This is a genomic window from Mucilaginibacter lappiensis, assembly GCF_900155965.1.
GTDB lineage: Bacteria > Bacteroidota > Bacteroidia > Sphingobacteriales > Sphingobacteriaceae > Mucilaginibacter > Mucilaginibacter lappiensis.
This window is the reverse complement of record NZ_FTMG01000019.1, coordinates 129,631-143,617: the sequence shown is the minus strand read 5'-3', so window position 1 is coordinate 143,617 and position 13,987 is coordinate 129,631. Positions and strand designations below refer to the sequence as shown.

The window sequence follows — 13,987 nt, the reverse complement described above, 5'->3', positions numbered from 1 at the left end:
CGCATCACTGCAAAATCCAGTTCGTTTTTTGACACATCGGTGCCGATGAAATAGGTGAATTCCATAACTTTGCTTTTGATTGTTAATAAATCAAGATTAACCTGTTTAAACACAATCAATACCTTACTAATGAGCCTGAGAACTCTAATTTCTATTTGATGCTTGTTTAAACAAACTGACAGAGGATTGAATCGAAGTATAGGCCTTTAAGCCTGGTAAGTCTTTTAATGTGCCTCTGTCAGTGTTAATCTTTTTAACAAAAATCGGAGTTGTTAACAAAGAAAAAGAAGCAAAAAGAAAGCTTCAACAATAATAACAACTCGTTTATTCTTGTTGAAGCTAATCTAAAGGTAAATCTTATTTAATGAAAAGCGGAAAAATTCTTTATTCCATCTTTATGTATTTCATAGCACAGGGCTCATCACAAAGTATAGGTTTGCTTGGGCTCATTATCAACGTTTGATCTTGAATTTTAAAATGATATTCCTGTATAGTTTTGTCAGCATGTTTAATTGCTAAAGTAATACTGTCTTTAATTTTATAAGTTGCATTTTTAAAGTCATAATTACCATCTATCTGCCCATTCTTATAAAATTGTATGTTGTATGAAGTATCGACTACTTTATTCCATTTCCCATTCCCATTTCCTGGATCATTAAATATTTCCGAAAGCTTCCATTTGCCATATAATGATGAGCGTTGTTGATAATCAGTTTGTCTTTTAAAAGACAAACTGATTATGATAACAGCAATAAATCCAATTATGGCTAAGGGTTTCATATTTCTAAGTTATTAACTTACAACTTTATTGTCTGCTTCAAGATAGTTGTAAAATTGTTTTACATGGCATATTATCTATTGGGTAGCTTTATGCCATATTCAGGATGCTTAACATCATAAATAAACTTAACGGTATCAATATTGTTGATGCAACTATAAGCCTGGTGTTTTTCAAAACGAATTAATTGCAGTTTTTTATTAATATGAATAAGAGCCATAAAGCCTTCATTGCCTGCACCGCAATACCCTTGCCCATTATTATTCACCGATGGGTACTCGTAGGTAAAAAGCACAAAATAAATATTATTAACTTTTTTGGTGCCTAATATATTTAATGTTTCAATGTTATCCTTGCCAGTAAGTTTATTCAGGTTGTAGGTTTTTAACGTTTTACCACTTAACTCAAAAACCAAGTAGTTTCTGTGATTTTTTTTAACTGACTTAATTTCCCAAAAATCACCTTTTGAAACTTGAGCAAAACCATTGGTAGAAACAAAACATGACAAGCAAACCGCAGCTATCATCGTAAAGAAAATACTGCTTCTGCTTGTCATGTGTTTATGGGTATTGATATATTCTAAGCCTTCTTTAACTATTATTTGTCATGCTGAACGGAGTGAAGCATCTATTAGTCGATTTGCATAGTTCGTTAACAGATCCTTCGCTATCGCTCAGGATGACAAAGCTCTATGGGTTTTGATTTTTTACTTTTGAATTTTGACTTCCAATTAAAGCATTCCGCCATCAACCGGGATCACCTGACCGGTAATGTAGGTGGCCAGATCTGAGGCCAGAAAAACGCAGGCATTGGCCACATCCTCGGGTTGACCGGCACGTTTCAGCGGGATATCAGCTTCCCAGTCTGCAACTACTTTGGGATCAAGTACTTCAGTCATTTCGGTTTTGATAAAGCCTGGTGCAACCACGTTGGTACGGATGTTACGAGAGCCTAACTCCTTGGCTACCGATTTGGAGAAACCAATGATGCCCGCTTTTGAAGCGGCATAGTTGGCTTGCCCGGCATTACCCTGTACACCTACCACGGAGCTCATGTTGATGAACACACCATTACGGTTTTTCATCATGATTTTGGAGGCTGCTTTGGTCACATTAAATATCGATTTCAGGTTTACGTTCAGCACTTCGTCCCAGTTCTCTTCGGTCATGCGCATCAGCAGGCCATCTTTAGTGATGCCAGCGTTGTTAACCACTATATGCAGGGTGCCAAAATCGGCTACAATATCATTGATCAGTTTTTCGGCTTCCTCAAATTTTGAAGCATCGGAACGGTAACCTTTTACTTTGGTGCCGAAGCTTTGCAGCTCCTGCTCCAGCGCCTGGCCTTTTTCAACCGACGATAAATAGGTAAATGCCACGTTGGCACCGTGCTCGGCAAATTTCTCGGCTATTTTACGCCCTATACCTTTTGACGCGCCGGTAATAAGCGCTGTTTTTCCTTCTAATAATTTCATAAATTGAATATATGATTTCGGGCGGTGAAGTTAGTGGTTTTTTATTTTGGTTCATAGTTGATAGATCATGGTTCATGGATAATAGCTCATAGTAGCAAATAGTGTCTATGAACAATGAACAATGACCTATGATCCTCAATCTCCTTTTTCCTGCAGAAAAGATTAATCAATTAACTAAATATCACTACCTTTGCGGCTCAAAAAATTACGTGTGCATGAGCCAGTCCGTTCAAATAAAAAACGCTTTAATTTCTGTTTACTACAAAGATAATTTAGAGCCTATTATCCTGGAGTTAAACCGCCTTGGTGTCGAGATCTATTCCACCGGTGGTACCGAAACTTTTATCCGTAATCTGGGTGTTAATGTAGTGCCTGTGGAGGACCTTACATCATACCCATCTATTTTAGGCGGACGTGTTAAAACCCTGCACCCCAAAGTGTTTGGTGGTATTTTGGCCCGCAGAAGCTTTGATGGCGACGGACAGCAACTGGCCCAATATGAGATACCAGAGATCGACCTGGTAATTGTTGATCTTTATCCTTTCGAAGAAACCGTAAAATCAGGCGCAGCCGAAGAAGATGTGATCGAGAAGATCGATATCGGTGGTATTTCGCTGATCCGCGCAGCGGCTAAGAATTTTAAAGATGTAGTGATCGTAGCTTCCAAAAATGATTACGGTACACTGGAAGAAATTCTGAAAACACAAGGGGGCGCAACTAAGCTTGACCAACGCCGTTCATTTGCACAAAAAGCATTCAATATATCATCACACTACGATAGCGCTATTTTCCAATACTTTAACCAGGAAGAGCCGCTGCCGGTGTTTAAACAAAGCATACAAAACAGCCAGGTTTTACGTTACGGTGAAAACCCTCACCAGGGTGGTGTATTTTACGGTAATCTGGATGCCATGTTTACCAAACTGCACGGTAAAGAGTTATCGTACAACAACCTGGTTGATGTAGATGCAGCCGTTGCTTTGATTGATGAATTTACCGAGCCAACCGTGGCTATATTAAAACATACCAATGCATGCGGTATTGCCTCTCGCTCTTTTATTAAAGAAGCCTGGGTAGATGCGCTGGCCTGCGATCCGGTTTCGGCTTTTGGTGGTGTTATTATTGCTAATGATGAGATCGACGCGGAGACCGCTACAGAGATCAGCAAGATATTTTACGAAGTACTGATAGCCCCGGCTTATACCGACGAGGCTGTACAGATATTACAAAGCAAAAAGAACCGTATTATTTTGGTTCGCCAGCCGGTAGCCTTGCCAACCAAACAGTTCAAAACTTTGTTGAACGGTGTTATTGAGCAGGATAAAGACGCGGTTATTGAAGGCCCGACACAAATGACCCCGGTTACCAACAGAAAACCCACCGAGCACGAACTGCACGATTTGTTTTTTGCCAACAAAGTGGTTAAACACACCAAATCAAATACTATTGTATTTGCTAAAAATGGTCAGCTAATGGCTAGTGGTGTGGGGCAAACGTCAAGGGTTGATTCTTTAAGGCAGGCGGTTATTAAAGCGCATAGTTTTGGATTTGATCTGAATGGCGCGGTAATGGCATCTGATGCGTTTTTCCCGTTCCCGGATTGTGCCGAGCTGGCTGCCGAAGCAGGTATAACTGCAATATTACAACCAGGCGGATCAATAAATGACAAGCTTTCTGTGGAAGTGTGTAATGAAAAAAACATTTCGATGGTGACTACCGGCGTTCGTCATTTTAAACACTAAAACTTTATTTAAGCGGGCTTGCTGGGTTGGATAAAGTGCGGAAGATTGGAAATGTGGAGGGATTCTAAGACCCCGAAAGCCCGATTAACATAATTTAACTTAACCAACCTGTCCAAACAATAAATATGAAATTTATACGCTTTTAATTGCAACTATGTGATTTTATTAAGCGTATTTTTATAAACTTTACAGATTATTTGAAAGAAGCAACAGATGGGTTTATTTAACTTTTTTACACAAGAAATAGCTATCGATTTGGGTACTGCAAATACCCTCATTATACATAACGACAAAGTTGTTGTTGACGAACCTTCTATCGTGGCGTTCGACAGGACAACTAATAAAGTGATTGCCATTGGCAGGCAGGCCATGCAAATGGAAGGTAAAACACATGATAACATCCGCACGGTACGCCCGCTGAAGGATGGTGTAATTGCCGACTTTAACGCTGCCGAGCACATGATACGCGGTATGATCAAAATGATCAACCAGGGTAAGGGCTGGTTCTTCCCTTCATTGCGTATGGTGATCTGTATCCCATCGGGTATTACCGAGGTGGAGAAGCGCGCCGTGCGTGACTCGGCCGAGATTGCAGGTGCCAAGGAGGTTTACCTGATTCACGAGCCTATGGCTGCTGCCGTTGGTATCGGTATCGACGTAGAAGAGCCTATGGGTAACATGATCATTGATATCGGCGGCGGTACTACGGAGATTGCGGTGATCGCCCTGTCGGGTATCGTTTGTGATCAATCTATCCGCGTGGCGGGTGATAACTTTGACTCAGACATTGTACAATATATCCGTCGTCAGCATAATATCATGATCGGCGATCGTACTGCCGAGAAAATAAAAATTGAAGTTGGTGCGGCGTTACCGGAACTAGCCGATCCACCGAGTGATTTTGCTGTGCAGGGCCGCGACCTGATGACCGGTGTTCCAAAACAGATTATGGTATCCTATACCGAAATTGCACACTGCCTGGATAAATCGATCTCCAAAATTGAGGAAGCGATACTGAAAGCATTGGAAATTACCCCGCCGGAGCTATCAGCCGATATTTACCAAACAGGTATTTATTTAACAGGTGGCGGCGCTTTGCTGCGCGGCTTGGATAAACGTGTTGCTGCAAAAACAAAACTACCGGTTCACGTTGCCGAAGATCCGCTGCGTGCCGTAGTACGCGGAACAGGAACCGCCCTTAAAAACATAGGTAATTTTAAATTTTTAATGCAATAATTTAGATGTGAGATATTAGATTTGAGATGTGAGACATGCAATGTTTTTAATCTCAAATCTAATGTCTCATATCTCAAATCTAATTCAATCCAATGCGTAACCTCTTGATTTTTATCACTAAGTATAACGCGTTTTTTCTATTCCTGATTTTTGAAATAAGCTCGCTGCTTATTTATATCAAATACAACTCTTTTCAGAAAGCAACTTTTATCAATTCAACCAATAAGGTTACAGGTACACTGTACACCCAGGTTAGTCAGTTTTATGGATATTTGTCCTTAAAAGAAGTAAATGACAGCCTGGCACGTGAAAATGCCAGTCTTCATGGGCAGCTTAAATCGGCTTTTTATATTGATTCTGTTGAGAAACGGAAAGTGGTTGATACGGTGTACAAGCAACAATACACTTATATTGTGGCCAGGGTTATCAATAACTCCACCAACAAGCGTAGCAACTATATTACCATTAACCGGGGTAGTAAAGAGGGTATAGCTAAAGATATGGGAGTTATCTGTAGCTCAGGTGTAGTGGGGCTCGTGGTTGATGTATCGGAGCATTTGGCTATCGTACAGTCGGTATTAAATAAAAACACCCGGTTAAGCGCCATGCTGGCTAATAACAAAGAGATTGGCTCATTTATATGGGGTACCGACCTCGATCCTAAAAAAGGTTTGCTAATAGATATTCAGAACGATGCGCAACCCAAATTAGGGGAGCAGGTAGTTACTTCGGGATACTCGCTTTTTCCTACAGGTATCCCGTTTGGTAAAATAACAAACCTGCATGCCAAAGGCGGAGGGTTATTGCTTAACGTGGATGTAACCCTTGCCGTTGATTTTAGTAAACTGGAGTATGTTTACGTGGTAAATAACAAATTTGCATCTGAGCAAACTGGACTGGAGGCCGGGCAAAAGAAAAATGAGTAGAACTATTTTAGTTAATGCCATACGGTTTCTGGTGTTGGTTTTTATGCAGGTTTTTTTGTTAAAAAATATCACCTTTTATAACCTGTCTACCCCGTACCTGTATATTCTGTTTATTTTGTTGCTTCCGTTTGAGGTGCCTAATATATTGCTGTTTGCCCTGTCGTTTTTATTAGGATTAACCATTGATGCTTTTTATGATACACCCGGTCTACACGCTGCCGCATGTGTAGTGCTGGCCCTGGTGCGTGTCCTGTTTATCAGCATTACAGTACAAAAAGATGGGTTTGATAACGAACCCGAACCTACGTTGAGTATTATGGGGTTCCGTTGGTTTTTTACCTATGCCCTGGTGCTTACCCTTTTTCATCATTTCTTTCTGCTGAATTTAGAGGTTTTTAGTTTTACTGAAATACAATATACACTAAGCCGTGTTGTATTGAGTTCAATATTTACTGTATTTTTAATGCTTATTTCAGGATTACTATTTTTCAGAAGGAAAGAACGTAAATGAACAAGTTTTTTGAGCGTCGTTATGTTGTAACAGGTATTTTTTTGGTAATTATGATCACACTTTTGGGTAGGCTTTACTATATCCAGATAGTTGATGACCGTTATACCATATATGCCAATAGTAACGTAAGGCGTGTGCAGATTCAGTATCCATCGCGTGGCCCTATACTTGACCGTAACGGGAAAATACTGGTCCAGAATGTGCCTATTTATGACATTCTTGTTAATCCAAAAGATGTAAAACCTTTTGATACACTGAAGTTTTGTAAATTAATAGGTATTGATAAAGAAGGCTTTGAAAAACGTATGGTCAAGGCCATCAAATACTCTCCCAATAAAGAGTCGATATTTGAAAAACAACTTCCGTATGAGTTGTATGCGGCTTTTCAGGAAAGGCTACCAGAGTTTCCGGGTTTTGATGTGCTGCCGCGTACTGTACGAACTTATCCCGATTCAACCGCCGCCCAATTTTTAGGATTTATTGGTGAGGTGCAGGATCGTGATATTAAACGTTCCAACGGTTATTATAAATCAGGTGATTATATCGGTGTTACCGGTGTCGAAAAATTCTATGAGCAGGTTTTGCGCGGACAAAGAGGAGTAAAGGTACAAATGGTTGATTCGCGTGGCATTCCAAAAGGGTCTTTTGCCAATGGCGCCCTTGATACGCTGCCGCGGGCGGGTGAAAGGCTCACCTCATCACTCGATATCGATTTGCAAAAACTGGGCGAAAAGCTGATGAAAAACAAACTGGGCAGTATTGTAGCCATTGAACCATCAAGCGGCGAAATATTGTGTTATGTAAGCAGCCCCACTTATGATCCCAACCTGATGGTTGGCCGGGAACGTGGTAATAATGCCGCCAAATTATATAATGATCCCTATAATCCGTTTTTTATCCGGCCTATACAGGCATATTATGCGCCAGGGTCGTCATTTAAGCCCCTAAGCGCGCTTATCGCGATACAGGAAGGTGTAATTACACCGCAAACAACTTATTACTGTCCAGGGTACTATGTTGCCGGAAACCGGAGGGTGCCTTGTTTTCATCATGAAGTACATGGCGAGGTTAACCTCGCTAAAGCTGTAGCTGAGTCATGTAATGGCTATTTTGATATGGTTTTTGAGAAACTGATCAATCGCAATGGTGCTAAAAAAACTGACACATCATTTAACTACTGGAGAAATAATGTGGCCAAGTTTGGTTTAGGTTCAAGATTAGGTTTGGATATGCCAAGTGAGGGTAGAGGCAATCTGCCCAAAGCATCCTATTACGATAAGGTGTATCATAAGGGCGGCTGGCGTTCAAGTACGGTTATTTCGTTAGGGATAGGGCAGGGCGAGTTATTAGCTACTCCTTTGCAATTAGCCAACATTGAGGCTACCATTGCCAATCGTGGGTTCTATTACAAACCTCATTTGATAAAAGCTATCGGCGATAAACAGGTGATTAAGCATGAGTACAATGTAAAAAACTATGTAGGTGTCGACTCGCAATATTTTAAACCAGTTATAGATGGCATGCAAAATGTAGTGGAGTATGGTACAGCAAGGGCGTCAAAAATACCTGGCATTATAATGTGTGGTAAAACCGGTACTGCTCAAAAAGCAGTAGGTATTGATAACTCTGTATTTGTTGCTTTTGCGCCACGTGAAAATCCTAAGATAGCCATAGCCGTGGTGGTTGAGGATGCGGGGCAGGGTGGTACCTGGGCGGCGCCTATTGCCAGTTTTATTGTGGAGCAATATTTAAGGAAATCGATATCGCAACGACCATCTGGTATTACACCTGATTACTATATGAATGCCAATTTGTTACCCGATTTGAACATTTCTCTGCAGAACATGTTAAAAGAACGGAGAAGAGATAGTATCCGGGCCGTACGGGCCGACTCGATCAGGAAGGTAAAAAACGATTCGATAAAAAAGGCAGCACAGCTTAAAACGGCTAACAATAATAAATCGGGTGGTTTAAGCGGTCTTCTAACAAGCAGGAGGACTGGTAAATAATATGAGTATCAATAACCAGCGCAGTTTCTTTTTTAATGTAGATTGGCTAACCGTGCTGCTGTACCTGGCCCTGTGCACTATTGGCTGGTTTAATATTCACGCTGCTGTGTTCGATGAAAAGCATCCCAGTATTATCGATGCCTCAACCAATTACGGTAAGCAATTCATTTATATCAATGTATCTATTGTGGTAGCCATTGTTATATTGCTGTTGGAGAGCCGGTTTTTAACTGCCCTGGCACCTGCATTTTATGGCATAACGGTACTATTGCTCATATTGGTATTGGTAGTAGGTCGGAATGTGGGCGGTAACCAGGCTTGGATAAATATAGGTGGCGGGTTTAGACTGCAACCCTCGGAGTTTGCTAAGTTTTCAACCTGTTTGCTGTTGGCCCGTTATCTGAGTTCGGTTAATATAAAGGTTACCGAGCTGAAATCTTTCCTGATAGCTGCCGCTATTATCGGTTTCCCCATGTTACTAATCATGCTTCAACCAGATACCGGCTCAACCCTGGTTTTCTGTTCTCTTATTTTTGTACTTTACCGGGAGGGCCTGTCGCCATATTTTTTGGTGATCAGCGGTTTACTTATTGTGCTTTTTGTGGTTTCACTTTTGTATAATCCGCTGTATGTTGTTTTGACATTGGTAATAATAGCCGCTCTCATCATATTTTTATTCAGAAAACACCGCCAGCTCATTTTTACAATGCTTGTTGGATTGGCTATATCGGTTACCTTTATATTTTGCGTAAAATTTATTTATAGCCATGTTTTAAAGCCTCACCAAACTGAGCGTATCAATATATTACTGGGCATTACTACCGACTTAAGAGGAAAGGGATATAATGTAAACCAGTCAAAAATAGCTATAGGCTCGGGCAAGTTATGGGGTAAGGGTTATTTACATGGTACACAAACTAAATATGCCTTTGTCCCCGAGCAAAGTACCGACTTTATTTTTTGTACGGTTGGCGAGGAATGGGGCTTTGCCGGGTCAGTCGTAGTTATCGGGCTTTACCTGTTTTTAATATTAAGGGTAATTTATCTGGCCGAGCGACAGCGATCGCCCTTCTCTCGTATATACGGTTATGGGGTAGCATCAGTATTGTTTTTTCACGTGGTCATTAATATTGGTATGACCATTGGGATAGTGCCGGTAATTGGTATACCCTTGCCATTTATAAGTTATGGCGGCTCTTCCTTGCTTAGCTTTACCATCCTTCTCTTCATCCTTGTTAAGCTCGATTCTAATCGCATGGGGATCGTTTAATTTACAGGGAAGTCCTGGGCTAACACCTTGATTATGTATAATGTATGTTTTAGCTTATTAAAACATTGTTACATTAATATTAATTTATTGAATAATAATATGGTTGATATTAGTTGCAGAATGGTTAAATATTTATATAGTTAATAATTAAATTATTAATCTATTAATTAAATAGTTGACTCAATAACAATTGTATTAATTATAGATTACTTTTCTTAAAAACCCCTCCTTAATCCCATAGTTTAGCATTTATCTATTAAATAGACACCTGAAATTGATCCGGGAAGTGTTGTATAGTAAAATGAATGAATTGAATATGGCTGCTTAAACGTATGTTTTTAGTTTAAAAAGCTGCTTTTTGTAGCGTTTTCCCCAGTTTTTAGGTCTTTTCTCCTTTCTGAAGCGATGTCGTCAAACGAGCTAGTACTTAAGTATTTATTGTTATATATTATATTTGTTTTAAGCGTTTGGCCAAACGGAGGCGTATCCCGAAAAGCCTTTAACAGAGTAGGGGAACAAAACAATAAGTAACACTATTATGAAAAATTTAGAATTAAAAGAACTTGGTGTTCAAGAAATGAACACTACAGAAATGACTAATGTTAACGGTGGCGGTCCATTAAGCGACCTGCTGGTTAACACTTTATTTGTGGTTTTGGGAGGTGTAAGTATTTTGGTAAACAACACAGTTCAGTTTGCTGGTTATACTGTAAATTCTCTTTTAAATTTCATTAAAAGCTAATTTATCTATTTAACTATTTCCCAAAAACAATTTCGCGATACATGTTTAGATAAAGCTCCTGATAGGGCTTACCTCATAGATCGCGGTTCTAATTAATTTGCGGCTCTGCTATTATTAATGGCTGGCCGGGCGGGCGGATCCTGAAAAGCCTTAACAGAGTAAGGGGTTATTGAACAAAAAATACTATTATGAAAAATTTAGAATTAAAAGAACTTGGCGTTCAAGAAATGAATGCTACTGAAATGACTAACGTTAATGGTGGTTTATTAGGTATCAGCATTGACCTGGGCCCACTTTTCGCTCAACTTAACAAAACATTAACTGAAGTTGTGTCATTTGTTACTACTCAAGTCAAGATCGTTGGCGCTATTCTTGGAGCATTATAATAAAAACTTGTTAAATAGCCGTTGCCCAAATGGGGTTAACGGCTATTTACTTCCCATCACACCGAACAAATCCTATTCCTCAAATTCACACCAATGGCGTACCCCGAAAAGCCATGAACAGAGTAGGGAAATTTTTTAAAACTACCCTTATGAAAAATTTAGAGTTAAAAGAACTTGGTGTTCAGGAAATGAATGTTGCCGAAATGACCAATGTAAATGGCGGCAGTATAATTGGAGGCATCATCAATGCCGTTCAAGCACTTGTAGATGGCCTTCAGAAAAATGTAAATCTTGACGGGATCATTCAGGACTTTAAAACCTTTTTTACTACGATTAAAGGTTTGCTACACGGATAACGTAAGCTAAAACTGTCCCTGAAATTTATATAAATGGCGAATCCTGAAAAGCCATAATAGAGTAAGGAAAATGTTTAAGACTACAATTATGAAAAATCTAGAATTAAAAGAACTGGGTGTTCAGGAAATGAATACTGCTGAAATGACTAGAGTTAATGGTGGTGCTATCTTGGGTGGTGTTGCTACTCTTGTAGATAATGTTGCCCTTCTCATAGGTGGTACCCTTGGTTCCCTGCTTCCAGGGCTTTCAAATGTAATTGTGAATATTTTACATTCCGTGTCAGGTCTTCTTAGTGGAATTTAAGATCTAACAGGGACTTAAATTAAAAGCCATAAGATAGCTGTATACATCATGATATACCGGCTTTTGCCGATTTAGGGCGTATCCTGAAAAGCCTCAAATAGAGTAAGGAAAATGATTAAAAATTCAGTTATGAAAAATTTAGAGTTAAAAGATCTTGGTGTTCAGGAAATGAATACTGCTGAAATGACGAAAGTTAATGGTGGTGGTTTAGGTGATATCAATATTAACCTTAACCTTGAGCCTGTTTTGAAATTTTTAGCAGGTGTATTAACTGATACCGGTACACTCCTTACTAAAACATTGGGTTCGCTGTTCCAATTACTTCAAGGGCAATTGTGAAAAATAATAAATAGCCGTTGCTTTTAAATTCTTAAAGGCGCGGCTATTTGTTTTCAACAGAGTCAACTTAATTTGGCCCATTTTTGTAGAAAAAACAAATAAACCTGCACGATTATGAAAAACTTAGAATTAAAAGAACTTGGTGTTCAGGAGCTGGATGTTAAAGAAGTGATCACTGTAAACGGTGGAGCTATCCCGGATCTAAATCTCATTGGCCCAATAGTTAATGTGCTTGCTACTATTCTTTTAAGGGTTGGAGATATCTTAAACAGCGTTGTTAAACTGCTTCAGGGTTTATAAATATAGAATAGTCGTTTTCGTGAGTTTTTCAGGATAACAACTATTTTATATGTTAATCCAGCAATTTAACTATTCTACAGAAACAAGTGCTTATATCGCTTATCGTCCATAGATCAGCCGGTGATTTTCCTGCTTATCTACACAGTTCGATGTTGAGGATAATAGCAACTTAATTAGGCGTATATTCGTAAAAAAAACAAATAAACACTCACAATTATGAAAAATTTAGAATTAAAAGAACTTGGTGTTCAGGAAATGGATGCTAATGAAATGATCAATGTTAACGGTGGATATGGCTTAGGCGATTTACTTGGCGCCGTTTTTACAGCTTTAGGCTCTATTTTAGACGCTGTTGTTAAATTGGTTCAAGGTTTATAAAAATATAGAATAGTCGTTATCGTGAATTCATCGGGGTAACGACTATTTTAATATGTTAACAAAGGCATGGCATTATTTACCTATTCTACAGAAACAATTGCTGAAACCTCTATTGTTTACCGTTCACAGATAAGCAGGAGGACCCAGCTTATCTACGTGGTTACGGTATTAGCGATATTAGTAACTTTTGCAGTGCTTCCATTTATTAAAACCCCTATCAGTATAAAGGGTAATGGGCTTTTGCAATCATCTATCGAAAAAGCCGAATTAACTATCCCGGTTAACGGTCGGCTCACTCAACTTAAACTTACCGACAATCAAAAGATTACCCGTGGCGATACCATTTTAGTGATAGACGCCTCCGTCCAAAAACAACAAGGCGCTTTGGCCGATAACCGTAAAAGACAAATCGGGCAGTTTTTAGGAGATATCAACGAATTGCTGGCAGGCGTCAATAACGAAAGAACACGTACCCCTAATTTGCAGACAGGGCAATATAATGCTTCATGGCAGCAATTTGCACAGGAGCTACAGAATTCGGCTATTGCCAAAGAACAAGCGGCTAGTACATTTAACCGTTATAACGAATTATATAAAAACAAAGTACTCACCGAATCTGAGTACGAAAAGTATAAGTTTGAGTATGACCAGGCCAAATCTTCCTATTTAATGATATTGGCCAAATATAAAACCCAATGGCAAACAGAAGCCAATGGGTTCCGGAATGAACTACGTCAGCTAAACGGACAGGAAGCTGAGATAAACGAACAAAAAAGACAATATATGCTGAGGGCTCCTATAAGCGGCTCGGTTCAAAATATAACAGGCGTACAAAACGGTGCATATGTGTTTGCGAATCAAAAGATCGGAGAAATATCACCCGACGCCAATTTAACCGCTTTTTGCTATATCAAACCATCAGATATCGGGTTGATTAAAAAAGGACAGGAGGTGCGTTTCCAGGTAGATGCCTTTAACTATAATCAATGGGGCCTGGTAACCGGTAAAGTTGTTGATATTTCTGATGATATTATCATTGTAAACCAAAACCAACCCGTATTTAAAGTAAAATGCACCCTTGATAAAAATTACCTCACCTTAAAGAACGGCTATAAAGGGTACCTGAAAAAGGGAATGAACTTTACAGCCCGTTTTAATGTAACCAAACGGAGTTTATATCAATTATTGTACGATAAGGTGGATGACTGGGTAAATCCTAATATTGGCAGCTAAACC

Annotated in this window: 17 protein-coding genes; 14 read left to right on the top strand and 3 right to left on the bottom strand. The window is 39.4% G+C overall.

Features of this window, described 5'->3' with window-relative positions:
* Window positions 1-384 precede the first annotated feature (384 nt).
* From BW976_RS25960 to fabG, 3 genes are all read right to left on the bottom strand, one after another.
* Entirely contained in the window at window positions 385-780 is a 396-nt protein-coding gene (locus tag BW976_RS25960) for a hypothetical protein (protein WP_076378067.1), read from the bottom strand.
* Between the two features lie 71 nt (window positions 781-851).
* Window positions 852-1,334 carry a hypothetical protein gene (locus BW976_RS25955; protein WP_139332430.1) on the bottom strand — a complete coding sequence of 161 codons (483 nt, stop codon included), beginning with the start codon at window positions 1,332-1,334 and terminating at the stop codon, window positions 852-854.
* A gap of 174 nt (window positions 1,335-1,508) precedes the next feature.
* Entirely contained in the window at window positions 1,509-2,252 is a 744-nt protein-coding gene (fabG, locus tag BW976_RS25950) for a 3-oxoacyl-[acyl-carrier-protein] reductase (protein WP_076378063.1), read from the bottom strand.
* 215 nt (window positions 2,253-2,467) lie between these two features.
* Between fabG and purH the strand changes: the two genes are divergently transcribed.
* The 14 genes from purH (at window position 2,468) to BW976_RS25885 (ending at window position 13,984) form a co-directional block, all read left to right on the top strand.
* Entirely contained in the window at window positions 2,468-3,994 is a 1,527-nt protein-coding gene (purH, locus tag BW976_RS25945; RefSeq protein WP_076378061.1) for a bifunctional phosphoribosylaminoimidazolecarboxamide formyltransferase/IMP cyclohydrolase, read from the top strand.
* A gap of 213 nt (window positions 3,995-4,207) precedes the next feature.
* Window positions 4,208-5,230, top strand: coding sequence for a rod shape-determining protein (locus BW976_RS25940; protein WP_076378059.1), 1,023 nt, complete (start codon window positions 4,208-4,210; stop codon window positions 5,228-5,230).
* Between the two features lie 92 nt (window positions 5,231-5,322).
* Complete coding sequence (gene mreC / locus BW976_RS25935) at window positions 5,323-6,156, top strand: rod shape-determining protein MreC (RefSeq protein WP_076378057.1); 834 nt, start codon at window positions 5,323-5,325, stop codon at window positions 6,154-6,156.
* Complete coding sequence (locus BW976_RS25930) at window positions 6,149-6,667, top strand: rod shape-determining protein MreD (RefSeq protein ID WP_076378055.1); 519 nt, start codon at window positions 6,149-6,151, stop codon at window positions 6,665-6,667. Before mreC ends, BW976_RS25930 begins: the two co-directional genes overlap by 8 nt.
* A complete protein-coding gene (mrdA, locus tag BW976_RS25925) occupies window positions 6,664-8,676 on the top strand; it encodes a penicillin-binding protein 2 (RefSeq protein ID WP_076378053.1) in 2,013 nt (670 codons plus the stop codon). The genes BW976_RS25930 and mrdA overlap by 4 nt, the downstream gene beginning before the upstream one ends.
* 7 nt (window positions 8,677-8,683) lie before the next feature.
* Entirely contained in the window at window positions 8,684-9,946 is a 1,263-nt protein-coding gene (rodA, locus tag BW976_RS25920; RefSeq protein WP_394333034.1) for a rod shape-determining protein RodA, read from the top strand.
* A gap of 538 nt (window positions 9,947-10,484) precedes the next feature.
* A complete protein-coding gene (locus tag BW976_RS25915) occupies window positions 10,485-10,688 on the top strand; it encodes a hypothetical protein (protein ID WP_076378049.1) in 204 nt (67 codons plus the stop codon).
* A 188-nt stretch (window positions 10,689-10,876) separates the two neighbouring features.
* Window positions 10,877-11,074 (top strand): hypothetical protein, encoded by a 198-nt coding sequence (locus tag BW976_RS25910; protein WP_076378047.1) that lies wholly within the window; start codon window positions 10,877-10,879, stop codon window positions 11,072-11,074.
* 149 nt (window positions 11,075-11,223) lie between these two features.
* Window positions 11,224-11,430, top strand: coding sequence for a hypothetical protein (locus tag BW976_RS25905; protein ID WP_139332429.1), 207 nt, complete (start codon window positions 11,224-11,226; stop codon window positions 11,428-11,430).
* 88 nt (window positions 11,431-11,518) lie between these two features.
* On the top strand, window positions 11,519-11,734 hold the full coding sequence (locus BW976_RS25900) for a hypothetical protein (RefSeq protein ID WP_076378043.1): 216 nt from the start codon (window positions 11,519-11,521) through the stop codon (window positions 11,732-11,734).
* A gap of 129 nt (window positions 11,735-11,863) precedes the next feature.
* Window positions 11,864-12,073 carry a hypothetical protein gene (locus BW976_RS25895; protein ID WP_076378041.1) on the top strand — a complete coding sequence of 70 codons (210 nt, stop codon included), beginning with the start codon at window positions 11,864-11,866 and terminating at the stop codon, window positions 12,071-12,073.
* A 114-nt stretch (window positions 12,074-12,187) separates the two neighbouring features.
* Window positions 12,188-12,373 (top strand): hypothetical protein, encoded by a 186-nt coding sequence (locus BW976_RS25890; RefSeq protein ID WP_076378039.1) that lies wholly within the window; start codon window positions 12,188-12,190, stop codon window positions 12,371-12,373.
* 216 nt (window positions 12,374-12,589) lie between these two features.
* Window positions 12,590-12,751, top strand: coding sequence for a hypothetical protein (locus tag BW976_RS29595; RefSeq protein ID WP_166095710.1), 162 nt, complete (start codon window positions 12,590-12,592; stop codon window positions 12,749-12,751).
* A 66-nt stretch (window positions 12,752-12,817) separates the two neighbouring features.
* Complete coding sequence (locus BW976_RS25885; RefSeq protein WP_076378037.1) at window positions 12,818-13,984, top strand: HlyD family secretion protein; 1,167 nt, start codon at window positions 12,818-12,820, stop codon at window positions 13,982-13,984.
* The last annotated feature ends 3 nt before the right edge of the window (window positions 13,985-13,987 follow it).